At 62.9% G+C, this 22,426-nt stretch carries 21 protein-coding genes and 3 pseudogenes; 13 read left to right on the forward strand and 11 right to left on the reverse strand.

Annotated elements, in window-relative coordinates:
* Positions 1–27: 27 nt before the first annotated feature.
* Positions 28–1,377, reverse strand: a pseudogene (locus tag NMB96_RS12845) (glycoside hydrolase family 16 protein).
* A 214-nt stretch (positions 1,378–1,591) separates the two neighbouring features.
* Positions 1,592–1,867: a DUF2798 domain-containing protein gene (locus NMB96_RS12855; RefSeq protein WP_023903163.1), complete on the reverse strand. Its 276-nt coding sequence runs from the start codon at positions 1,865–1,867 to the stop codon at positions 1,592–1,594.
* A 136-nt stretch (positions 1,868–2,003) separates the two neighbouring features.
* Between NMB96_RS12855 and NMB96_RS12860 the strand changes: the two genes are divergently transcribed.
* Positions 2,004–2,975 (forward strand): LysR family transcriptional regulator, encoded by a 972-nt coding sequence (locus NMB96_RS12860; protein WP_255084982.1) that lies wholly within the window; start codon positions 2,004–2,006, stop codon positions 2,973–2,975.
* Positions 2,976–3,230: 255 nt separating this feature from the next.
* Here the strand turns inward: NMB96_RS12860 and NMB96_RS12865 are convergent, their stop codons facing one another.
* Both NMB96_RS12865 and NMB96_RS12870 read right to left on the reverse strand, forming a co-directional pair.
* Entirely contained in the window at positions 3,231–4,814 is a 1,584-nt protein-coding gene (locus NMB96_RS12865; RefSeq protein WP_255084983.1) for an alpha-N-arabinofuranosidase, read from the reverse strand.
* A gap of 199 nt (positions 4,815–5,013) precedes the next feature.
* Positions 5,014–5,532 (reverse strand): annotated as a pseudogene (locus NMB96_RS12870) (baseplate assembly protein); the annotation flags it as partial.
* A 38-nt stretch (positions 5,533–5,570) separates the two neighbouring features.
* Here NMB96_RS12870 and NMB96_RS12875 point away from each other — a divergent pair.
* Positions 5,571–6,551 (forward strand): IS5 family transposase, encoded by a 981-nt coding sequence (locus tag NMB96_RS12875; RefSeq protein ID WP_255084985.1) that lies wholly within the window; start codon positions 5,571–5,573, stop codon positions 6,549–6,551.
* Between the two features lie 249 nt (positions 6,552–6,800).
* Here NMB96_RS12875 and NMB96_RS12880 read toward each other — a convergent pair whose 3' ends face one another.
* A complete protein-coding gene (locus tag NMB96_RS12880; protein ID WP_255084986.1) occupies positions 6,801–7,172 on the reverse strand; it encodes a hypothetical protein in 372 nt (123 codons plus the stop codon).
* 90 nt (positions 7,173–7,262) lie between these two features.
* On the opposite strand from NMB96_RS12880, the gene NMB96_RS12885 reads away from it, so the two are divergent.
* Positions 7,263–8,243 carry an IS5 family transposase gene (locus NMB96_RS12885; protein WP_183086593.1) on the forward strand — a complete coding sequence of 327 codons (981 nt, stop codon included), beginning with the start codon at positions 7,263–7,265 and terminating at the stop codon, positions 8,241–8,243.
* A gap of 104 nt (positions 8,244–8,347) precedes the next feature.
* Here the strand turns inward: NMB96_RS12885 and NMB96_RS12890 are convergent, their stop codons facing one another.
* The 4 genes and pseudogenes from NMB96_RS12890 to NMB96_RS12905 all read right to left on the reverse strand — a co-directional run bounded on the left by NMB96_RS12890 (position 8,348) and on the right by NMB96_RS12905 (position 10,743).
* Positions 8,348–8,695: a hypothetical protein gene (locus NMB96_RS12890; RefSeq protein WP_255084987.1), complete on the reverse strand. Its 348-nt coding sequence runs from the start codon at positions 8,693–8,695 to the stop codon at positions 8,348–8,350.
* A 182-nt stretch (positions 8,696–8,877) separates the two neighbouring features.
* Positions 8,878–9,326 (reverse strand): annotated as a pseudogene (locus NMB96_RS12895) (phage virion morphogenesis protein).
* The gene (locus tag NMB96_RS12900) at positions 9,314–9,733 is read right to left on the reverse strand and encodes a phage tail protein (protein WP_183086842.1); all 420 of its coding nucleotides are present in this window, start codon (positions 9,731–9,733) and stop codon (positions 9,314–9,316) included. The pseudogene NMB96_RS12895 and the gene NMB96_RS12900 overlap by 13 nt, the downstream one beginning before the upstream one ends.
* 246 nt (positions 9,734–9,979) lie before the next feature.
* Positions 9,980–10,743, reverse strand: a protein-coding gene (locus tag NMB96_RS12905; protein ID WP_095574585.1) for an IS5 family transposase whose coding sequence is annotated in 2 segments (ribosomal slippage) — positions 9,980–10,428 and positions 10,428–10,743 — 765 coding nt in all. Because the reading frame shifts where the segments join, the coding sequence is not laid out codon by codon here.
* A 151-nt stretch (positions 10,744–10,894) separates the two neighbouring features.
* Between NMB96_RS12905 and NMB96_RS12910 the strand changes: the two genes are divergently transcribed.
* Entirely contained in the window at positions 10,895–11,944 is a 1,050-nt protein-coding gene (locus NMB96_RS12910) for an aldose epimerase family protein (RefSeq protein ID WP_255084988.1), read from the forward strand.
* Between the two features lie 2 nt (positions 11,945–11,946).
* Here NMB96_RS12910 and NMB96_RS12915 read toward each other — a convergent pair whose 3' ends face one another.
* Positions 11,947–12,738 (reverse strand): cytochrome C assembly family protein, encoded by a 792-nt coding sequence (locus tag NMB96_RS12915; protein WP_074056958.1) that lies wholly within the window; start codon positions 12,736–12,738, stop codon positions 11,947–11,949.
* Positions 12,739–12,881: 143 nt separating this feature from the next.
* Here NMB96_RS12915 and ffh point away from each other — a divergent pair, with 143 nt between their 5' ends.
* The 8 genes from ffh to rplS all read left to right on the forward strand — a co-directional run bounded on the left by ffh (position 12,882) and on the right by rplS (position 19,790).
* Positions 12,882–14,258: a signal recognition particle protein gene (gene ffh, locus NMB96_RS12920; RefSeq protein WP_255084989.1), complete on the forward strand. Its 1,377-nt coding sequence runs from the start codon at positions 12,882–12,884 to the stop codon at positions 14,256–14,258.
* Between the two features lie 484 nt (positions 14,259–14,742).
* Positions 14,743–15,573 carry a DUF2314 domain-containing protein gene (locus NMB96_RS12925; protein ID WP_255084990.1) on the forward strand — a complete coding sequence of 277 codons (831 nt, stop codon included), beginning with the start codon at positions 14,743–14,745 and terminating at the stop codon, positions 15,571–15,573.
* A gap of 100 nt (positions 15,574–15,673) precedes the next feature.
* Positions 15,674–16,672 (forward strand): NAD(P)H-dependent flavin oxidoreductase, encoded by a 999-nt coding sequence (locus tag NMB96_RS12930; RefSeq protein WP_255086968.1) that lies wholly within the window; start codon positions 15,674–15,676, stop codon positions 16,670–16,672.
* The gene (locus NMB96_RS12935; RefSeq protein ID WP_023903203.1) at positions 16,663–17,460 is read left to right on the forward strand and encodes an aminotransferase class IV family protein; all 798 of its coding nucleotides are present in this window, start codon (positions 16,663–16,665) and stop codon (positions 17,458–17,460) included. The genes NMB96_RS12930 and NMB96_RS12935 overlap by 10 nt, the downstream gene beginning before the upstream one ends.
* A 110-nt stretch (positions 17,461–17,570) precedes the next feature.
* The gene (gene rpsP / locus NMB96_RS12940; RefSeq protein ID WP_006449156.1) at positions 17,571–17,831 is read left to right on the forward strand and encodes a 30S ribosomal protein S16; all 261 of its coding nucleotides are present in this window, start codon (positions 17,571–17,573) and stop codon (positions 17,829–17,831) included.
* A gap of 41 nt (positions 17,832–17,872) precedes the next feature.
* Positions 17,873–18,385: a ribosome maturation factor RimM gene (rimM, locus tag NMB96_RS12945; RefSeq protein ID WP_055818725.1), complete on the forward strand. Its 513-nt coding sequence runs from the start codon at positions 17,873–17,875 to the stop codon at positions 18,383–18,385.
* Positions 18,386–18,464: 79 nt separating this feature from the next.
* Positions 18,465–19,235 (forward strand): tRNA (guanosine(37)-N1)-methyltransferase TrmD, encoded by a 771-nt coding sequence (trmD, locus tag NMB96_RS12950; RefSeq protein ID WP_023903206.1) that lies wholly within the window; start codon positions 18,465–18,467, stop codon positions 19,233–19,235.
* A gap of 147 nt (positions 19,236–19,382) precedes the next feature.
* On the forward strand, positions 19,383–19,790 hold the full coding sequence (gene rplS, locus NMB96_RS12955) for a 50S ribosomal protein L19 (RefSeq protein WP_006449159.1): 408 nt from the start codon (positions 19,383–19,385) through the stop codon (positions 19,788–19,790).
* A 159-nt stretch (positions 19,791–19,949) separates the two neighbouring features.
* On the opposite strand, the gene NMB96_RS12960 is transcribed toward rplS, so the two are convergent.
* Positions 19,950–21,425: an MATE family efflux transporter gene (locus NMB96_RS12960; protein WP_006449160.1), complete on the reverse strand. Its 1,476-nt coding sequence runs from the start codon at positions 21,423–21,425 to the stop codon at positions 19,950–19,952.
* Between the two features lie 321 nt (positions 21,426–21,746).
* Here NMB96_RS12960 and NMB96_RS12965 point away from each other — a divergent pair, with 321 nt between their 5' ends.
* Positions 21,747–22,154, forward strand: a complete 408-nt coding sequence (locus NMB96_RS12965) for an RNA-binding S4 domain-containing protein (RefSeq protein WP_006449161.1) — start codon at positions 21,747–21,749, stop codon at positions 22,152–22,154.
* Positions 22,155–22,426 lie beyond the last annotated feature (272 nt).

Raw genomic sequence — 22,426 nt, forward strand, 5'->3', positions numbered from 1 at the left:
TGGCTGCATCCAGCTCGTGGGGCCGGTTCAACGGCTCTGGTAGTAAACCTTGTCGATGGCGATCTCCACCGGCGCAGCCGGGGGATCGGCCACCAGCATGAACATCTGTTTGACCGCCTGCAGATCCAGATCGTAGAACGCGCTGAAGGGGATGCTGACTTCATGCCAGGCGCCATCGCGCACCAATCCGTACTGATTGCCGCCCGCGGCGAAGTCCACCCAGCTGTCGCCGAAACTGGTGTTGATGCCGATCTTGAAGGTCGAAGGCGTAGTGGTTTTAACGTGCAGTTTCAGTGCGCCGCCCGCATACGCGGACATATTGCGATAGTCGGTCTGGATGCCCAGGCCGTACCAGGCACCGGCATTGGCGCGGTACGCCATCACGTTGCGGCCTTCGAATGGGGTCTGCGCAATCGGGGTGAGGTTGTTCCATAAGTACAGCTCGGCATCCTGGCCGAAGGTCAGCCGCGCACTGGTATCGCTTTGCTCGGTGAATACACCGAAGCGCCCCGCAGGCGCGGCATGTTGCGCGCCGACATACAGTTGTGCGCCGGGGTTTTGATACAGCCGGATGTAATCGATCTCCATCTTGCCCGGTAGCGGCGCCGTCACCGCAGCAGGCGAGGTAATGCCGGTATAGGTGCCGCCCACCGCAAGATTGAGCAGCAGATATTGCTGCTGGTGGAATTCGTGCAACGAGGCGCCTTGGATGTTGGAGATCGCAAATTCAAAGTACTGCTGGCCGTCGATCGACACGCGGATGAATTGTGGGTCCCAGGTCATCCGGTACACATGGAAGTCGTTGTGCAGATTTACCGGGCTGGTATAGCTGGTGTCGTAATCGGCTTGCGCGCCGTTGTAGTCCCAATGCACGGCCGCGCCGATGTGGCGGTTGGCGGTGCCGGCGGCGATTGCCGCCGCCATGCCGGCCTCCATCAGATCGATTTCGCCGCGGCCGGGCCATACGCCGATCGTGCCCAGCATCCAATACGCCGGCCATAGCCCGTTGCCGACCACCGGCGTCTTGATGCGCGCTTCCAGCGTGCCGTATGTGAAGTGCATGCGGCCTTCGGTCTTGAGCCGTGCCGAGGTGAATGGCATACCCTGAAACGCTTCGCGCCGCGCCTCGATCACCAGCCGGCCATTATCGATACGCGCATTTTAGGCACGGCTGGTGTAGTACTGCATCTCGCCATTGCCCCAACCGCATAAGCCGATCTGGCAGCCGTTACCGACGTCGTAGGTCCATTTGTTGCCGTCGATACCCGGCCCGTTGAAGTTGTCTTCCCACACCAGGGTTTGCGCCTGCGCACTCGGTGCCAGCGCCATGCCCAACACAACAGCGAACTGCACAGCGACACTGCGTAGCGTGTTCATGCGTGCTTCCCCAAAAGACGGACTCACGTCCGTGGAGAAGCGACGCTGCGCAGGTGCTGCTTCAGTGTCAAAGCAATTGTCGGGCGTGTTTCAGTTCCGTGGTGTTCATTACGGAATAATCCATCAGTGGCATGACGGCGGTCGCAAACGCGGTCTGTGCCGTGCTGCGCGGCAACACTTGTCTGCGACCGGCAGATGCACATCCACGCACACTTCAATGCCCCGCGTGCACCGTCCACGCCACCAGTCGTATCACCAATGGCCGCACCACCAAGACGCAACAGAACGCGGTGGGCATCGCAATGCGGTAGGCGTCCAGCACGCGCCATAGATAGCCGGGTGCCAGCCCGGTGTTGGCGCCGGTGATGACCAGGCACATCAGCAAGGCCATGATCGCGGCCATGTAGAACGCGAAGACGAACGGGGTGGCGCGCACACCGAGTTTCCAGCGCGGTCGCGCCAACGGGGAGGAGGGTGGAGATGACGACATGGGGATGACCTCGACTGCCGCACAACCGCGGCGGGAAGGGAACTGTAGAGACGCCACCGCGGCCGGGGTAGATCGCGTAGCCTTGTGGCTTACGTAAGAAAAAATTACGAATCGTTTGGTAATACGTGCCTCAACAATGAACATTCTTCAGTCCATCCGTAGTTTTGTCAGCACCGTCGATGCCGGCAGCATTGCTGGTGGTGCCAAGTTGCTCGGCGTCAGCGCGGCTGCGGTCAGCCAGAACATCGCCCGTCTGGAGCAGCATCTGGGCGTGCGCCTGCTGCACCGGACCACGCGCAGCCTGGCGCTCACCGAGCGCGGCACGCTGTACTTCGAACAGGTGCGGCAGCTGGAGCGCGACCTGGAACGCGCGCGGCAATCGGTCGCCGGTCCGCAGCAGGCCCCGGCCGGGCGCTTGCGGGTGGCCAGCACCGCCGCATTTGCGCGCCATGTGCTCGCCCCGATGTTGCCGGCGCTGCGCCAGCGGTATCCGCAACTGGAGATCGAGCTGTTGTGCACCGACCGCGCCGTGCAGCACGCGCAGGAAAGCGTGGACGTCAGCCTGCGCATCGAAGCGCAGTTGGAAGACGGCCTGGTGGCGCGTTGCATCGCGCAGGTGCCGCTGGTGGTCTGCGCGGCACCGCATTACCTGGCCCGTTGCGGTACGCCGCAGACCCCGGATGAATTGAAGTACCACCACTGCCTGTTGCTGCGTTACCCGGTCGATGGGCGTTGTCTGCCTTGGAACTTCGTCCGCAATGGCGTGCGCTTCCAGCCGGAGCTGGGCAAAGCGATGGTCAGCGACGATATCGATGCGCTCGCCACCATGGCCGCTGCCGGCGGCGGCATTGCACGATTGGCCGCGTATGTCGTGCAGCCGTACCTGCAGCGCGGCCAGCTGCAGCCGCTGTTTGTGTCCGATCTCCGCAGCACCGCCCAGGCATTACCGGAGCCGCTGCGCATCTACCTGTGCGTCGCCGACCGCCGCGACTTCACTCCAAAGGTGCGCGCCTTTATGGACCACGTACTCGAACGCCTGCCGGCGGAGTGGCGCATTGCCGAGCCAGCGCTGACATCTGCGACAGCTCAAGCAGCAACCGGTGCATAGCCAGCATCTGAGTTGCAACCCTTTGTGTCCTGCGCTCTGGTCAATAAGGCGCACAAAGGCGTGATGCGTTGACTCGCAAATGCGTGCCAAGTTGCTTGCAAGCGGTCCACTTTGAAAAGTGCAGCACCCCAAGTCATCGTTCCTGATCAACTACAACGGCGGCAGCTACCGCCGCCGTTGTTGCTCATTCTAGCTTGGACATGACAATCAAGCGCGCCGGCGGCTTTCAGTCAACGCGTTTGCCATCACCATCGCTCACTCCAGCTTGAGCATCACAATCGAATGCGCCGGCAGCGCAACGCTCAGCGCCTTGCCTTGCACCCGCGCTCCCTTGAACGCTTTCGGCTCCACCGCATGTGGCTGGGCGAAGGTGTTGTGCGCGGTGATCGCCGGCGCAGTGAGGATCTGCCCCTCCACGCTGCTCGGCGACAGGCCTTCTACCTGCACGCTCATGCTCGCCGCCGAGTTCGCATCCAGATTGGTCAGCGCGATATACACATGCCCATCCTTGCTCTTGACCGCCGAGCCGTGCACGGCGGGCACATGCGCATCGCCGTGACGGTACTCGGGCGTCTGCAAGTGCAGCGGCAGGTAGGTGGCGTCCTGATACGGCTTGTACAGCGCGAACACGTGGTAGGTGGGCGTCAGCACCATCTTGTCCCCGTCGGTGAGGATCATTGCCTGCAGCACGTTGACCATCTGCGCGATATTGGCCATGCGCACGCGCTCGGCATGCACACTGAAGATGTCGATATTCAACGACGCCACCAGCGCATCGCGTAGGCTGTTTTGCTGATGCAGAAAGCCCGGGTTCGCATCGGGCAGGCCGGCGTACCAGGTGCCCCATTCGTCCACGACCAGCGCCACTTTCTTGTCCGGATCGTAGCGGTCCATGATCGCGCTGTGTTTGGTGATCAGCTCGTCCATCACCAGCGTGCGCGACAGCGTATCGATCCAGGCGGCTTCGTCGAAATTGGTAGACGAGGCGCGTGGCGGCCAGCCACCGGGCACGGTGTAGTAGTGCAGGCTCAGGCCGTCCATCAACGTGCCGGCCTCGCGCATCATCACTTCGGTCCAGTGATAATCGTCGTTGTTGGGGCCGGGCGCGATCTTGAGGATCTTCTGATTGACCGGCGCCTTGACGAAGGTCTGGTAGCGCCGATATACGTCGGCCGCATATTCCACGCGCATATTGCCGCCGCAGCCCCACAGCTCGTTGCCCACGCCGAAGTAGGGCACCTGCCATGGCGCATCGCGGCCATTGGCGCGGCGCTCCTGGGCCAGGCTCGAGCGCGTGGGTGCTGTCATGTATTCGGCCCACTGCGCGATCTCGTCCGGCGCCGCATTGCCCACATTGCCGGCGATATACGCCTGGGTACCAAGCAGCTCGGTAAAGTCCATGAACTCGTGCGTACCGAACCGGTTGGACTCTTCCACGCCGCCCCAGTGCGTGTTGACGCGGATCGGGCGCTTGGCCTGCGCCCCGACGCCGTCGCGCCAATGGTATTCGTCGGCAAAGCAGCCACCCGGCCAGCGAATGTTCGGTACCGCAATGGCCTTCAACGCGGCCACCACATCGTCGCGATAGCCACGCGTATTGGGAATCGCCGAGTCCTCGCCGACCCACACCCCGCCATAGATGCCGGTACCCAGATGCTCGGCGAACTGGCCGAACAGTTGCCGCGACACTTGCGCACCGGGCTTGTCCACGCGCAGCGTACCGCTCACCTTGACCTCGGCAGCCGATGCGGCAAGTGCGTTCGTTATCAATGCAGCGGCGACGATTGATTGCAACATCCGCCTGCGCGGGATTCGCAACGCGAGGGAAATCCACTGCATCGGCTTGGCGCTCCTGTGCGGGTTGGTCGAGTCGTTCACGCACTGCCAGATCGGCAGGCGTGGCGCCAGCGTATTACGAGCAAGGACCGATGTCTGCGCCCATGGCTGCATCGCCGCAGCTCGCAGGAGCCCCGCCATGCACAGTTTCAAGGTCCAACTGCGTCGGCGCATCGCTGAAGAAGCTCTTATCATCGACACGTCCAATCTTCCGCCGCTTCCTGCTCAGTGCCACGCCCGCGGGCTGGATGATGGCACTGGCATCCATGACACCGGCCGCTGTACTGAGCGCGTGATAGATGCATGCGCTCTCGGGGCCAGCAACACTGAAGCCCGCCGGTGCCCGCTGGATGCGGCGGCGGAAGTCCACGTCCGACTCAAAGGACGGTGCAATGCCGGTCTCCGTTTGGCCCGGATCGAGCATCAGTCGTGCGACGCCGAACAGCGCGCCGAGGTGATCGAGGTGATCGAGGTTGGTGCCGGTGGCGAAGGCCAGCATGGTCTGCTGCGCCTTGTCGTTGGCGCGCTGGCGGATCAGCAACTCGCGAGCGGCAAACAGCTGCAGGAGCTTGTAGACCGGATCGGCTTCCGTGAGCGCGGAGAACTCCGGCATCAGTCGACGAAATTGGGCAAGCGCCTCGGAAAATATAGCCTCGAAGTCCAGTGCCTCGATAAGGTCTGGCGCTTGCAGCTTAGGGAACCTCTGAACAACGCACCACAGATACGCGACACTACCCGCCTGATGTTGAGGAGTGATCCATGCAACTGACGTTCGGTGACGCTGAGGGCCTGGGCAAGCGCAAGCAGACCCGGCGCGAGATCTTTCTGGCCGAGATGGAGCAGGTGGTTCCGTGGCAGCAACTGCTCGGTCTGATCGCGCCGCACTATCCGGTATCGGGCCGGCCAGGTCGGCAGCCGTACGCACTGGCGACGATGTTGCGGATTCATCTGCTGCAGCAGTGGTATGCGCTGAGCGATCCGGCGATGGAAGAAGCACTGCACGAGATCCCGACCTTGCGGCGGTTTGCCCAGCTCGGTGGCTTGGACAACGTTCCGGACGAGACCACGATTCTCAACTTTCGGCGCCTGCTGGAGACCCATGGCCTTGCCGCGCGGATGCTGGAAGCGGTCAACGCGCATCTGGCGCGCAAGGGCCAGAGCCTGCGGTCGGGCACGATCGTCGATGCGACGCTGATCGCGGCGCCCAGTTCGACCAAGAATGCCGACAACGCGCGCGACCCTGAGATGCATCAGACCAAGAAGGGCAATCAGTGGTATTTCGGGATGAAGGCGCACATCGGCGTGGATGAATTTTCCGGGTTGGTGCACCACGTCCATTGCACAGCCGCCAACGTCGCCGATGTCACGGTGATGCACACGTTGCTGCATGGCAAAGAAGACAGCGTGTTCGGCGATAGCGGCTACACCGGTGCGGACAAACGCGAAGAACTGCAGGCCTGCAAGGCTGCATTCTTCATCGCCGCCAGGCCCTCGACGATGCAAGCCCTCGGCAACAAACGCGAGCGTGCTCGGGAAAGACGTTGGGAACACTTCAAGGCCAACGTGCGCGCGAAGGTGGAGCATCCATTCCGGGTGATCAAGCGCCAGTTCGGCTACACCAAGGTCCGCTATCGCGGCCTGGCCAAGAACACCGCGCAGGTGCTGACCTTGTTTGCGCTATCGAACCTGTGGATGAAGCGAAAGCAGTTACTGCCGACGATGGGGAACGTGCGCCTGTAACCCGGGCAACACCCTGCAAACGCGCCGGAAACGGCAAAAAAATCGAGGATCTGAGCGCCGTCAGCCTGGTCGATGTGGTTAGGCTCATCCTCCGATGCCGTTGATCAGACCATCCTTAGAGAGATCGACAGCAGTAAACGAAGCCATAATCGCTCCAAGAACCGAAGAAATGATCTTAGGTACTTGGAGCGAAATTATCTAACGGGGTAGTCTGTAAATAGGTAAAATACCAGTCGCCACTTAAAAATTTTAGGTGACGGCCTTGCAGGTGAAAGTGCTTTTTGCTTCTGTCTTCACACCATCAGCGTCGACAACAGTGGTCAGCATTTCAAATGAAGTCGTCTTCGTGCTACTTGATCCGGTGCAGTACCACTCATTTGTCAATGGTGATGCTTGCTCAGTCGCATATGTCTTGCTAAAAGAAGGACATGTCCAGCCGCTGGGGCATGTTGTGAATTTTCTTTCGTACGCCAGCGGAAACTGTGGGTTTCCTACGAAGTTGGTCGCGATAGTGATCTTCGGGCCGTTCACCACAGCCGAAGTATTGGGAACCGTCAGCTTTTGAGCGACACACGTCTTCCCGTCGCGATTTACACGATAGCCTTTTTCAATGCCGCGCATGGCTGCGTCTTGAAAAACAGGGTCTAAGGAACCTCTGAACAACGCACCACAGATACGCGACACTACCCGCCTGATGTTGAGGAGTGATCCATGCAACTGACGTTCGGTGACGCTGAGGGCCTGGGCAAGCGCAAGCAGACCCGGCGCGAGATCTTTCTGGCCGAGATGGAGCAGGTGGTTCCGTGGCAGCAACTGCTCGGTCTGATCGCGCCGCACTATCCGGTATCGGGCCGGCCAGGTCGGCAGCCGTACGCACTGGCGACGATGTTGCGGATTCATCTGCTGCAGCAGTGGTATGCGCTGAGCGATCCGGCGATGGAAGAAGCACTGCACGAGATCCCGACCTTGCGGCGGTTTGCCCAGCTCGGTGGCTTGGACAACGTTCCGGACGAGACCACGATTCTCAACTTTCGGCGCCTGCTGGAGACCCATGGCCTTGCCGCGCGGATGCTGGAAGCGGTCAACGCGCATCTGGCGCGCAAGGGCCAGAGCCTGCGGTCGGGCACGATCGTCGATGCGACGCTGATCGCGGCGCCCAGTTCGACCAAGAATGCCGACAACGCGCGCGACCCTGAGATGCATCAGACCAAGAAGGGCAATCAGTGGTATTTCGGGATGAAGGCGCACATCGGCGTGGATGAATTTTCCGGGTTGGTGCACCACGTCCATTGCACAGCCGCCAACGTCGCCGATGTCACGGTGATGCACACGTTGCTGCATGGCAAAGAAGACAGCGTGTTCGGCGATAGCGGCTACACCGGTGCGGACAAACGCGAAGAACTGCAGGCCTGCAAGGCTGCATTCTTCATCGCCGCCAGGCCCTCGACGATGCAAGCCCTCGGCAACAAACGCGAGCGTGCTCGGGAAAGACGTTGGGAACACTTCAAGGCCAGCGTGCGCGCGAAGGTGGAGCATCCATTCCGGGTGATCAAGCGCCAGTTCGGCTACACCAAGGTCCGCTATCGCGGCCTGGCCAAGAACACCGCGCAGGTGCTGACCTTGTTTGCGCTATCGAACCTGTGGATGAAGCGAAAGCAGTTACTGCCGACGATGGGGAACGTGCGCCTGTAACCCGGGCAACACCCTGCAAACGCGCCGGAAACGGCAAAAAAATCGAGGATCTGAGCGCCGTCAGCCTGGTCGATGTGGTTAGGCTCATCCTCCGATGCCGTTGATCAGACCATCCCTAGTTCACCCGAGATGTGGCTATCTCCCTTCGGGACAAATCCTTTGCCAAGCTCGATTAGAACCATTCCAGTTTTACTATCGAAGCGAACATCAACAGGCGACACGACCTGACCAGGGAGGCGCTTCTGACTAGCTATAGTCTTTTGGAGCTCTGCTTTCAATAATTTGCTGAGCTCGGTGCGCTGATCCGCTGAGAGATTGGCAACATTTGGCAACACCTGCTGGGCCATAACCGGCATCGTAGCGAGCATTCCAGCTGAGAGCGAGAATACGAGACAGGCGGTGCGCAGGTTGGTGAGCTTGCTAGACCTGTTGCGGTCAAATTTCGATTCCATGACATCACTCCTTGATTTCGGGGGACGGGAAAGCCCCGGATCGGCGCAGCATTCCGTTGCCTCCCCGATGTCAACCTACCCACATTTTCTTTCCGCGTCAAAAATCTGGCGTCTCGAATGTGCGCGTGGTCATCATTGCTCGTGCAATGCGCTCGAGCTGTAATGCTCCTGACTTGCCTTCTTCACCCGCCCAAGTGATTCAGGAGCTGATTCCCTATGATATTTCGGTCTTCAATGGACAGACCCAGTAACACGCGTTTTTATAATGTGCTCTGGGACCACCAGACCGCACTTGCTCACTCAGCCCGTATTGATGCACGTGCGCAATGCGCGACACGCGCCCAACAAACCCCACGCTCACAGCGTTGGGGCTGGCGCTGACCTTGAAGAACTTGGCCTGACGCAGTTTCGCAAACATCTTCGCGCGCTTGACGCGTCCAGACTTCTGCCGCAGCTGCTGCTTGCGCGGTGCATAAGGTGAGCCATCGGGCGCTTGCTGCTTACCGATGCGCTGGCTCTGTGAGCGCCTCAGTTCCGTTCCGATCTTGCGCGCCAGCGTGCGGCGTTCGCCGGGCTGCAGGCGCGCCAGCAACGGCGCGGCCCAGGTCTTCAGCGTGCTCAGCTCATCCATGTCGTATCGATCAACGGCTCGGGCGCATGCGTCATGTCATACCCGCCGCCGTCTTTCGCCGTCACGACCACGCGCTCGGTCAGCGGCAACTTGATCGACAGATCCACCGCATCGTTGGCGAGGATGTCTGCCTCGAAGGCGATGTCGCCACGGCGCGCAGGGTTGGAGAGCAGCTCGGACTGATTGACCTGCACCCATTCCAGCAGCGGTAGCATCACGCTGTCCGGGTGGCCGGCGTAGTCGGTCAGGATCAGATTGAGCGTGTATTGGTACTCGAACGACAGCCCCTGCTGGAACGTGCTGACCAGGCTGCCGGCGTCGATGAATACCGGCAGCCGGTCGGCGTCGCGTGCCAGGTCCGGCAAGGCCGCCACCAGATGCGCGCGCAGGCTGGCGGGCTTGATCATGGCGCCACTGCCGGCAGATGCAGCTCGATCCAGTCCTGCAGCGCGCTCAGCTGCGCGGCCGTGGCGTGGCAGCTGGTGTAGTGGTCGGCGACGGTACCGGCAATCCCGCGTCGACCAGGACGGTCAGACCGGTGTTTTGCCAGTGCGCCGTTGCACCCGTTGCACTTGGGTAGATCTGCAGTAGCAGACGCGACTGCTCGTCCACCGGCGAGCCCGGTCTGCACGCCCATTCGGTGCTAGGGCCTGTTAACACATCCGAAGCCCATCAACGACTAGGACGAAGCTGAGGAATCCAAGGAACATGACATCTAGCTTCTCGAAGCGCGAGAAAATCCGGCGGTAGCCTTTCAAGCGACGGAACAGTCTCTCTACTTCGTTGCGCCGCTTGTACATCTCCCGGTTGTATTCCCAAGGCTCGACCCGATTGGATTTCGGTGGAACCACCGGAACGAAGCCAAGATCGAGCGCCAACTGGCGGGTTTCGTTGCCTTCATAAGCACGGTCCATCAACAAATGAATCGGCCGCTCCACTGGCCCGAGGTGTTCAAGCAACGCGCGGCCTGCAGGTGCGTCATGCACGTTGCCAGGCGTCAATCCAAAGGTGATGGCTGTTCGAGCATCTGCGGCAACCATATGAATCTTGGTGTTCCATCCACCGCGGGACTTGCCGACGGCCTGCGGGCCGTTTTTTTTAATGCACCCGTGCCATCGGGATGGACCTTGACGCTGGTGGAGTCCAGCGAGACTGCTTCGATTTTGATGCGCACGATCTGGGACTTCTGCAATTGGGCGAACATCCGGTCCAGCACACCCGCCTTGGCCCAACGGTTCATGCGTGTGTAGACCGTATGCCAGTTGCCAAAGCGCTTGGGTAGGCCGCGCCATTTGCAGCCATGCTCGGCAACGTAAAGGATGGCGTTGACCACTTGCAGGTTGGTCATGCTGACATTGCCGCGCTGCGCCGGCAGGCAGTGTTCGATCAGAGAAAATTGTGCTGGCGTGATCTCCATGCTCAATAGTTTAATCGCTCGGGCCATTAGTGTTAACAGGCCCTAGTTGCCCTGGAAAGCGAGTGCTAGCGTCACGATGCGCGCATCGGCATGGTCGGCGACGGCGCTCTCCCGCTATGCTCGCCAGCTTCCACTATCGGCAGGACGATTCATGCAGCGCGTATTCGGGCAGTTGCCAGACGGTGTCGAGGTCCACGCGCTTACGCTGCGCAGCGAGGCTGGGCTGGAGGCGGAAGTGCTCACCTATGGCGGCATCCTGCATGCGCTGCGGCTCACCACGGCACAGGGCGTGGTGCCGCTGCTGTTGGCCTTGCCGGATCTGCCCGCTTACGCGGCCGACGGCGACAGCCTCAACATCCTGGTCGGCCGCTTCGGCAATCGCATCGCCGGGGCGCGTTACACATTGGATGGCGTCACTCACACGCTGGCGGCCAACGAGGGGCGCAACCAGCTGCACGGTGGCCTACGCGGCTTCGGCCGGCGCGTGTGGAGCGTGCTCGAGCACACCTCGGATCAGGTTTTGCTGGGTTACGACTCGCCCGATGGCGAAGAAGGCTATCCCGGTAATCTGCAGGTGCGTGCGCGGCTGCAACTGGAGGGACGCAAGCTGCAGCTGGACTTCGAGGCGCAGTGCGATGCCGCCACCCCGTTGAATCTCACCCATCACCCATATTTCAACCTGTCCGGCGACCCGCATCACAGTGCCGCGCGGCAGGTGCTGCGCGTGCCGGCCGATCGCTATCTGCCGGTTGATGCCGAATCGATCCCGACCGGCGAGATCGCTTCGATCACCGGCACGCCGTTCGATTTCCGCATTGCTGCCGCGTTGTCCGATAACACTGACCCATCGCATCCGCAAGTGGTGCTCGGCAAAGGCTACGACCAATGCCTGGTGCTGGCCGCCGACGCCGATTGCGTTGCCGAGCTGTACTCGCCGCACAGTGGCGTGGCGCTACGCATCACCAGCGATGCACCGGCGGTGCAACTCTACGAAGGCCAGCATCTGGACGCACATCATCCCGGCCTGGGCCGCGGCGTGTGTCTGGAACCGCAGGACTACCCGGATGCGCCCAATCACCCCAACTTCCCGTCGACAATCTTGCGGCCCGGCGAGATCTACCGCCGCCGCATCGCCTATCACTTCGCCAGCGCTGGCCCGGATCAGCCGTGGGCCGCGGTGAGCGCTGCGCTGGATGCCTGAGCTCAGCGCGGCCCCAACACCAGCTCGATCACGAACTTGCTGCCGAAGAACGACAGCACCAGCAGCACCATCGCGGTCAGCGTCCAGTGCACCGCCTTGGTGCCGCGCCAGCCATTGCGCCAGCGGCCGATCAGCAGCGCTCCGAACACGATCCACGACAGGATGCTGAGCACGGTCTTGTGCAACAGCCGCTGCGCCAGAAAGTCCTGCACGAACAGCAGGCCGGTCAGCAGGGTCAGACTCAGCAGCACGAAGCCCACCGTGATCGTGCGGAACAGCAACGTCTCCAACTCGGTCAACGGCGGCAGCGCACGCAGCCAAGTATGGAAATCGCGTCGGCGTAGCGCGCGCTCCTGCAACCACAGCATGATCGCCAGCAGCGCGGCGATCCCCAGCGTGGCGTAGGCCAGCAGCGCCATCCAGGCATGCAGCTCCAGCCGCCAGCCCAGATCCGAACTCGGCTCATGGCCGTAAGCGTGATAGCAGGCCAGCAGAATCGCCGACAGCGGAAACACCACCACGCCCACCGCCGCCATGCGCCCGCGCCCGCCGAACACCGCCGTCAGCGCGGCCATGCCCAGCCCGCACAGCGATAGTGCCGCGAAGAAGTGCATGTCCGGCCCGCCGGCGGTGCGGAATGCCACCAGCACGTGGTACCCGGCGTGCAACGCCACTGCCGCCAGCGCCGGTATCAGCCAGCGTGCAGGCGCCTGGTTGCCATCGCGCAGCACCGAACGGGTGAGCAGCGCGGTGGCCAACAGATACAAGGCGAACGCGATGAGAACGATTGTCATCGTGGAAGTTTCGCACACTGGGGGCTGGCGCCGGAATCGGGAGTCGGGAATCGGAAGAGCGGGCATGCCCAGCCGGGCAGGGCGGCCGATTGGGCTGTGCCGCTATAATCGACGCCCGTTTCCCCTCACGCGGTCCTTTGCGCATGTTCGAGTCCCTTACCCAACGTCTCTCCGGCACCATGGAGCGCCTGCGCGGCCGCGGCCGCCTGACCGAGGAGAACATTCGCGAAGCCACCCGTGAAGTGCGCATCGCATTGCTCGAAGCTGACGTCGCATTGCCGGTGGTACAGGCGCTGATCGAACGCATCAAGGTGCGTGCGGTCGGCCAGGAAGTGCTCAAGTCGCTGACCCCGGGCCAGGCGCTGATCAAGATCGTCCGCGACGAACTGACTGCGGTCATGGGCGCGGCCGCCACCGACCTCAACCTCAACGTGCCGGCGCCGGCGATCATCCTGATGGCGGGCCTGCAGGGTGCGGGCAAGACCACCACGGTCGGCAAGCTCGCCAAGCACCTGAAGGAAAAGCGCAAGAAAAAGGTCATGGTGGTCTCGGCCGACGTCTATCGCCCGGCCGCGATCGAGCAGCTCAAGACCCTGGCCGAACAGGTCGGCGTGCTGTTCTTCGCCTCCGATGCCTCGCAGAAGCCGGTGGACATCGTGCGCGCCGCCATCAGCGACGCGCGCAAGTCCTTCGTCGACGTGCTGCTGGTCGATACCGCCGGTCGCCTGGCGATCGATGCGGCGATGATGGAGGAGATCAAGGCGCTGCACGCCGCGGTCAACCCCACCGAAACCTTGTTTGTGGTCGATGCGATGACCGGCCAGGACGCCGCCAACACCGCCAAGGCCTTCGGCGAGGCATTGCCGCTGACCGGCGTGGTACTGACCAAGACCGACGGCGACGCCCGTGGCGGTGCCGCGCTGAGCGTGCGCTACATCACCGGCAAGCCGATCAAGTTCGTCGGCACCGGCGAAAAGACCGACGGCCTGGACGTGTTCCATCCCGACCGCGTCGCCAGCCGCATCCTGGACATGGGCGATGTGCTGTCGCTGGTGGAGCAGGTCGAGCAGAGCGTCGATCAGGAAAAAGCCGCCAAGCTCGCCGCCAAGGTCGCCAAGGGCAAGAAGTTCGACCTCAACGACATGAAGGAACAGCTCGAGCAGATGCAGAACATGGGCGGCATCCATGGGCTGATGGACAAACTGCCGGGCATGGGCCAGATCCCGGACAACGTCAAGCAGCAGGTCACCGGCAAGGAAGTGCCGCGCATGATCGCGATCATCAATTCGATGACCAAGAAAGAGCGCCGCAACCCGGCGCTGCTCAACGGCTCGCGCCGCTCGCGCATCGCGCGCGGCTCGGGCATGCAGCCGGCCGACGTCAACAAGCTGATGAAGCAGTATCAGCAGATGGAAAAGATGATGGGCAAGCTGGCCGGCGGCGGCATGAAGGGCTTGATGCGCAACATGAAGGGCATGATGGGCGCCATGGGCGGCCGCGGCGGCATGCCGTTCCGTTGAGTTCAGTGATGTGCTGACGCGGCCAGCGCTGCGCCGCACTGGCCCTGCGCTGGCAATGTAGGGCATCGCGCAGATGCAGGTGCGATTGCGTGGATGCAGTCAAACGTCCAGGTCAAACGCTGAGTTGGTCGAGCGCGCGGTGCCCTCACCGCTCGCGGGACACGCCGTAAATCCATCCGTGGAGGCTCAGTGGCGGCATCCATGCCGCCACATGGTCCCGCAATCGGTGAGGACACCACGCCAGACAGCTTGCAGGCTGTTTTATTGAAAGCCATGCGCACCGATCAACTCGACTGGTCCTTGCCCGCCCACCGTCGCGGGACCTTACGCGGCATGGATGCCGCGTAAGAGCTTACAAGGACGTACTTGCAGCGTGTCCCGCGATGATGGGCGGGCAAGGGCCCTGCAGCCAGGCAGCAGATCAGCCGGCCTGCAGTAGACTGGCGTGAAGTAGTTTTGTTGGCGGCTCTTCGTCGAGGTAACCATGACCGATAACCGCATGTATTTCGCAAACGATGAAGACGCTGCACTGCAGGCGGCCTACGCCGCAGCGCGCGACACCTTCAAGTTTTTCTGGCGCGAACTGTCCTGGGAATATCGCCGCATCGTACCGGGCCTAGAGATGGCGGCAGTAAAACTGCCTTTCGCCACCGATGCTTCCGCGACTGATGCGCCTTCGCACGAGCATATGTGGATTTCCGACGTGCAGTTCGATGGCGAGCAGGTCTCCGGTAGCCTGCTCAACGATCCGGAATGGATCGCAGGACTCACTGCCGGTGACGCCGTGTCTGCACCGATCATCGACCTGGAAGACTGGATGTACGTGGTCGATGGCCAGGTCTACGGCGGCCATACCATTGCAGCGATGCGTCGCACGATGTCGCAGGCCGAACGCGCCGAGCACGACGCTGCGTGGGGCCTGGACTTCGGTGAGCCGGGCGTAGTGCGCCTGGTGCCTGCACCTGTGCCGGAGCGCAAAAGCGGCTTGTTCGGCAAGATGTTCGGTAGCAAGCCGGCTCAGGTCGTTGCAACGGAGCAGGCTCCGTCCGAGCGCGAGCATCCGATGAGCGAGAACATGGGCGCAAAGTTCGACGAAGGCCTGCGCGATCAGCCGGACATGGTGCATTTCCGTGACGACGCCGGTTGGACGCTGTTGCAGCGCGATGCCTTGGCGGGCAACTATCAGCCGGTGTCATTGCTGCTGAAGCACGGCGCGGATGCGTCGCTGCGCACGCCATCGGGCAAGACGGCATTGGATCTGGCTCGGCAGATGCAATGGCCCAGAATCGTGCAGCTCCTCGAAGGCGATCACTGAGGTGTCGGTGACACCGTCGCTTGCGTCGGATGGCCCGCACGCAAACGTCGCGCGTTTTTGCCGGCGTTTTGGCTTGGGCGTTCCCATTCTGCTCAGCCCCATGGCCGGCGCCTGCCCGGTGCCGTTGTCGACGGCGGTTGCCGAAGCCGGTGGCATGGGCGCGATGGGTGCGGTGTTGTCGCAGCCGCAGGAGATCGTGGCATGGATGATGGCGTTTCGTGACGCGAGCGCCGGGCCTGCGCAGATCAATCTATGGATTCCCGATCCTGCACCGGTACGCAATGCAGATGCGGAAGCGCGCATGCGGGAATTTCTATCGCAGTGGGGGCCGCCAGTTTCTGCAGCCGTAGGCGACGCAACGCCAGCCGATTTCGACGCACAATTCGAGGCCTTGCTCGCCGCGCGTCCTGCGGTTGCCTCATCGATCATGGGGCTGTTTCGGCCTGATCATGTTGCGCGTTTGAAGGCTGCCGGCATCGCCTGGTCCGCCTGCGCCACCACACTGGACGAAGCGCTTGCGGCACAGGCAGCAGGTGCCGATGCGGTGGTCGCACAAGGGGCCGAAGCCGGTGGCCATCGTGGCGCCTTCGATGCCAGCCAGGCCGAGCGCCAGACGACCGGGTTGTTCGCCTTGTTACCGCGATTGGTCGATCACCTGCACATCCCAGTGATCGCCGCAGGCGGCATCGCCAGCGCACGCGGCATTGCTGCGGCGCTCACACTGGGCGCAAGTGCAGTGCAGATCGGTACCGGCCTGCTGCGTACGCCCGAGGCTGCACTGCCGAGCGCCTGGGCCGACGCACTGACGCAGGCCGAACCGGAACAGACCCAGCCGACCCGCGCATTCTCCGGCCGGCTGGGCCGCGCGCTGGTCACACCGTACGTAAGCGCCGCCAGCGCTGCAGATGCGCCAATGCCCGCGCCGTATCCGGTGCAGCGCGCGCTGACCGCGCCGATGCGCCAGGCCGCCGCGCGCGACAACCGCCTGGATGCCATGCAGGCCTGGGCCGGGCAATCGGCCTGGATGGCGCCCGCGCAGCCCGCCGCGCAGGTGGTAACGCAGTGGTGGGCTGACGCGCAGGCGCTGTTATGTCGGTGATCTTCTGCAATGGCGTACCTGCCAGCGCGGCGCAGCTCGGAGCTGCCGCGCTGATAAACTACGGCCACTTCACCACGCTACAGGTGCGCAGCAGTGCCGCACTCGGGCTGGATCTGCATCTGCAGCGTCTGCAGCAGGGCAGTAGCGCGCTGTTCGGCATGGAGCTGGCGCAGGAGGCAGTGCGTCTGCAAATGCATGCCGCGCTGGAAGCCTCGGCAATGGCCGATGCCAGCCTGCGCGTCACAGTGTTCGCGCAGGATTACGACTTTCGCGATCCCTTGCGCGAGGTCGCGCTGGACGTGCTGGTTGCGGTGTCGCCGCCAGCGGACATGCCCGAGACCGGGCTGCGCGTGCAGGTGACCGATTACGTACGCGAGCGGCCCGAACTCAAGCATGTCGGCACGTTTCCGCTGCTGCATCTGCGCCGCCTGGCGATGCAGGCCGATCACGACGATGTCGTGTTGCAGGATCCGCAGGGCAGGGTGCTGGAAGGCGCGTTCTGGAATCTGGGTTTGTGGGAGCGCGGCGGCGTGGTCTGGCCGCAGGGCCCAGCCTTGCTGGGAACGCGTCAGCAATTGCTGCAGACCGGGCTGGAAACGCTGGGGATCAGCCAGATTCGGCGGCCGGTGCAACTGGACGAACTGGATCGTTTCGATGGCGCCTTCGCCTGCAATGCGCGCGGGCAGCAGGCGATCGTGGCGATGGGACCGGCCCGCTGGGGCCCTCATGCGGCCCAGCTGCCGCTGCTGGAGCAGGCCCTGCAAACCCATGCCTGGCAGGCGATCTGAGGCTTGGCGCGGGGCGGTCACCGGGTGACTTGGCTTCGCCGCCGGTGCCCGCTATAATCGCCGGCTTACCGCGCCACTCTGGCGACTGGGCAACTCAGGAAAACGACACCATGGTCAAGATTCGACTGACCCGCGGCGGCGCCAAGAAGCGTCCGTTCTACCACATCATCGTGACCGACGTGCGCAGCGCGCGCGACGGCCGCAACATCGAGCGTCTGGGTTACTACAACCCGGTTGCCCAGGGCGCAGAACCGCGCGTCGTGCTGGATATCGCGCGCGTCGACCATTGGGTCGGCCAGGGCGCACAGCTGACCGACAAGGTGCGTAACCTGTATCGCGAAGCATCCAAGCCTCAGGCCGCTGCGGCCTGATTTGGGAGGGCCGAGCGCATCGCTCGGCCTAGCTGACGCAGATGAAACAGACCGAGCGCCGTATCCTGCTGGGCAGGGTTGCCGGCGCTTTCGGTGTCAAGGGCGAGCTCAAGATCGAGTCCTGGACCGAGCCGCGTAGCGCAATCTTCCGGTACCAACCGTGGATTCTGCGTACGCCCTCGGGTGAGGAGTCGACACTGAGCGGAGCGCGCGGGCGCGATCAGGGCAAGCATCTGGTCGCAACATTCCCCAACGTTTCCGATCGCGACACCGTCGAAGCCATGCACGGGATCGAGATTTACGTCTCGCGCAGCGTGCTGCCGCCACCCAAGCCCGATGAATATTATTGGGTGGATCTGGAAGAGCTGCAGGTGGAAACCGTCGAGGGCGTCAAGCTCGGCACGGTCTCGCATCTGTTCTCTACCGGCTCCAATGACGTGATGGTGGTACGCGGCGATCGCGAACGGCTGGTGCCGTTCGTGCTGCCGGATTTCGTCAAGTCGGTCGACTTCGAAGCCAACTTGATCGTGGTGGACTGGGATCCGGATTTCTGATCGGAATTTCTGATCTGATCTGAGCGGTGCTTGCGCTCCGTTCTTGCTGTACCCATTCCCCAATCCCGATTCCCATCCAGTGCGCATCGACGTCATCAGCCTGTTCCCCGAGTTCATCGCGCAATGCGCGGCGTTCGGCGTGGTTGGGCGGGCGCAGGAGCGTGGCTTGCTGGAACTGCAGGGCTGGAATCCGCGCGACCATGCACAGGGTAACTACCGCCGTGTGGACGACCGTCCGTTCGGTGGTGGGCCCGGCATGGTGATGTTGATCGAGCCGTTGCGGGCCTGTCTGGCTGCGGTGCAGGCCGCAGACACGCGTCCTGCACCGGTGATCTACCTCAGCCCGCAGGGGCGACCGCTCACCCAGCCGCTCGCACGCGAGCTGGCGCAGTTGCCACGCATGGTGTTGTTGTGCGGGCGCTACGAAGGCGTGGACGAGCGCTTTCTGGCCCAGTCAGTGGATATGGAAATCTCCATCGGCGACTACGTGTTGTCCGGTGGCGAGCTTGGCGCAGCGGTGCTGGTGGATGTGGTGACGCGGTTGCAGGAAGGCGTGTTGAACGACGCCGAATCTGCGGCCCAGGACAGTTTCGAAGGCCCGCAGGGTCTGCTGGACTGCCCGCACTACAGCCATCCCTCGACCCATGACTGGGGCGATGTGCCGGATGTACTGCGCTCGGGCAATCACGCTGCGATTGCGCGCTGGCGCCGGCAGCAGTCGCTGGGCCGGACCTGGCTTCGTCGCCCGGATCTGCTCGACGAGGCCGGGTTGGACAAGAACGATCTCCGCTTGCTGGAGGAGTTTCGTCGCGAACTCGCCTCAGACGACGATAAACCCGGCGACAAGTAATAAGGGCTCACCCCTAGCTCTTGCAACATTGATTGGGGTACAATATGCGGCTTGCTGGCCAGCCTTGCGTCTGGCCCTCCTACGAACCTCGAGCAATCGCCGTGCGGCGACTGCCGGTCCAATATCACCAGACACGCGGTGCCCATCATGAGCAAACTCAACAAGACCATCCTGGCTGACTTCGAAGCCGCCCAGATTCAGCGCCAGCTGCCGGAATTCAACCAGGGCGACACCGTTGTGGTGAACGTCAAGGTGAAGGAAGGCAATCGCGAGCGCGTGCAGGCCTATGAGGGCGTCGTGATCGGTACCAAGAATGCCGGCCTGAACTCCGCGTTCACCGTCCGCAAGATCTCGCACGGCTTCGGCGTCGAGCGCGTGTTCCAGACCCACAGCGCCATCATCGACTCGGTCGAAGTGAAGCGCCGCGGCAAGGTCCGCGCCGGCAAGCTGTACTACCTGCGTGGTCTGGAAGGCAAGGCTGCCCGCATCAAGGAAGATCTGGCCGCCGCTGCGCAGGCCAAGGCTGCTCGCCAGGCTGCTGCCAAGGCTCAGTAAGTCACACTGGCAGGTTGTTTCTGCCACTGCCAAACGGCCGCCTTCGGGCGGCCGTTTGCGTTACGGGAATCGGGATTCGGGAATCTGCAGGTGGTGATCTCACAACGTTCGCGGGAACGTAGGCGCGCGAGCGTCTGTTCTCCTCACTGCCAGCAGACATCAGCGCTGGCGAGGCCTCGGCAATTCCGTCAACGGCGCGGTATCGGCGACCGGCGAGGCCGGGTGTGCCGGAACCTCCGCAGCGGCCGCCAGCTCTGCCGGATCTGCAGGTGTGGTCAACATGCGCGCCTTGCGCCAGCCGCCCCAGCGGTAATACGCCAGCGACAGCAGCATCGAGCAGACCGAACTGATCGGCAGACTCCACCAGATGCCGTCGGCTCCCAGATGCGGGATCAAGGCGTTCGCCAGCGGCACGCGCACGCCCCACAGACCGAATGCCAGGATCAGCAGTGGCGGGATCACCGCGCCGGTCGCGCGCACCACGCCGGAAATCACAAAGCTCACGCCGAACAGCAGGAACGACCAGATGCCGATGTGATTGAGATGCCGCGCCACTTCCAGCGTCGGGCTGTCGGTCGGCAGGAACAGCGCGAGCGTCCAGTGATCGAACAGGATCAGCAGCACGATCAGAATGCCGGTCATCAAAAAGTTGGCGACGATGCCGGTGCGTGCGGTCGCATCCACGCGATTCCACAATCCCGCGCCCACATTCTGCGCCGCCATCGTGGAGCAGGCAGCGCCCAGCGCCATCGCCGGCATCTGCACATACGTCCATAGCTGCAGCGCTGCGCCGTAAGCGGCTGCAGTGTCGGTGCCGAAGCCGTTGACCAGCGTCATCATCGCGATCATGGACAGCGAGATCAGCACCATCTGCAGGCCCATCGGCACGCCTTTGACGATGAGCGCGCGCAGGATCGTCGGTGAGATCCGGAACAGCTGCAGATCGCCGCGCCCCAACCACAGGACGTGGCGTTTTTTGCGTAAATACAGCAGCAACCCGCCGAGTGCGACCACCTGCGCCAGCAGTGTGGCCCAGGCCGCACCGGCAATGCCGAGTGCCGGAAACGGGCCGAGACCGAAGATCAGCAATGGGTTGAACACGATGTCCAGCACCACCGACACCAGCAAGAAGCGGAACGGTGTGCGCGCATCGCCGGTGCCGCGCAATGCCGCCGACAAAAACGCGAACACATAGATCAGCGGCATCGCCAGGAAGATGACGCGCAGGTACTCCTCGGCCAATGTTTGCGATGCGGGCGGCGTGCCCATTGCGGTCAATAGATGCGGCGCCAGAAACCAGCCGAAGACCGCAATCGCTGCCGACAGGCCGCCGAAGAAACTGGCGCTGGTGCCCATGACCTTGCGTGCCTGCGCGATGTCGCGTGCGCCCATCGCCTGGCCGATCAGGATGGTGGAGGCCATGCCGATGCCGAACACCGAGCCGATCAGGAAGAACATGATGCTGTTGGCGTTAGCTGCCGCAGTCAGTGCCGCCTCGCCGAGGTAGCGGCCCACCCAGATCGCATTGATCGAGCCGTTGAGCGACTGGGCGATATTGCCTGCCAGGATCGGCAGTGCGAACAGCAGCAGATTCTTGCCGATCGGGCCTTCGGTCAGGACAGCGGATTTAGGCATCGCAGACGCGCCGTGGTGCGGAAGCTGCGAACACTAGCATTGGCGTGTGTGCCGCGTGCGGTCGCCTGGCGAATCTCAACAGCCGTGGAAGAGCGAGCTCGCCAGGCCGATGTCACGGGGCACCACACGTGCCATGCAGCTCCGCCTGTATCGGTCAGCCAGTGTGTGGCAGGCAGGCTGGATCTGGCCGGCGGTGGCGCTTGAGTTCCGGCGCGGTTGCCCAGATATTTCTCGCTCGATGCAGCCAGTTGCACCGCGCCGATGCAGCGGCGACGACCACACCGGCATGCATCCCATGGACCCAACGGCAAGCACAACGCGATGACTCAATTGGTGGAACAAGCGACGACGGTCAGGCTGGATGTCTGGCTGTGGGCGGCACGCTTCTTCAAGACCCGCAGCCTGGCCAAGACGGCGGTGGACAACGGCAAGGTGGATGTCGCCGGCCAGCGGCCCAAGCCATCGCGTGCGGTACGCCAGGGCGAGCAGTTGCGCATCGACCGTGGCGGTGAAATCTTCGAAATCACGGTTGCCGCGTTGAGCGACGTGCGCGGCCCGGCACCCGTCGCGCAGGCGCTGTACGTGGAAAGCGACGCCTCACGCGAGGGACGCACGCAGTGGCGGCTGCAGCGCGTGGCCGAACGCACCGGCTATCGGGCACCCATCGGCAAGCCGGACAAGCGCGCGCGTCGGCTGATCACTGCGTTGGGCGATATCGACGCGTTGTAGCGCTGCGTGATAGTCGTGCTGCGTCTGGAATGATGGAAACGCAAACGCCCCGGTGATTCGGGGCGTTTGCGTCAATGCGGTCATCTGTTTGCGTTGCGCTTGAAGCGTGGAAACCAACGTCGCCGCAACCGCCATCCGTTCTCGAGGGCCTGCTCGATGCAAGCTTCTCGATGCCACCTTGATTGGGCGGCAAAAGTAGCCAGCAATCGTCAGTGGCTAGCGCGCGTGGCAAGTGCCGCCCCGAGCAACGACGGCACCCGCCTGATGGCGAG

The organism is Xanthomonas hortorum (assembly GCF_024339125.1).
In the GTDB taxonomy this organism is placed as follows: Bacteria; Pseudomonadota; Gammaproteobacteria; order Xanthomonadales; family Xanthomonadaceae; genus Xanthomonas; species Xanthomonas hortorum.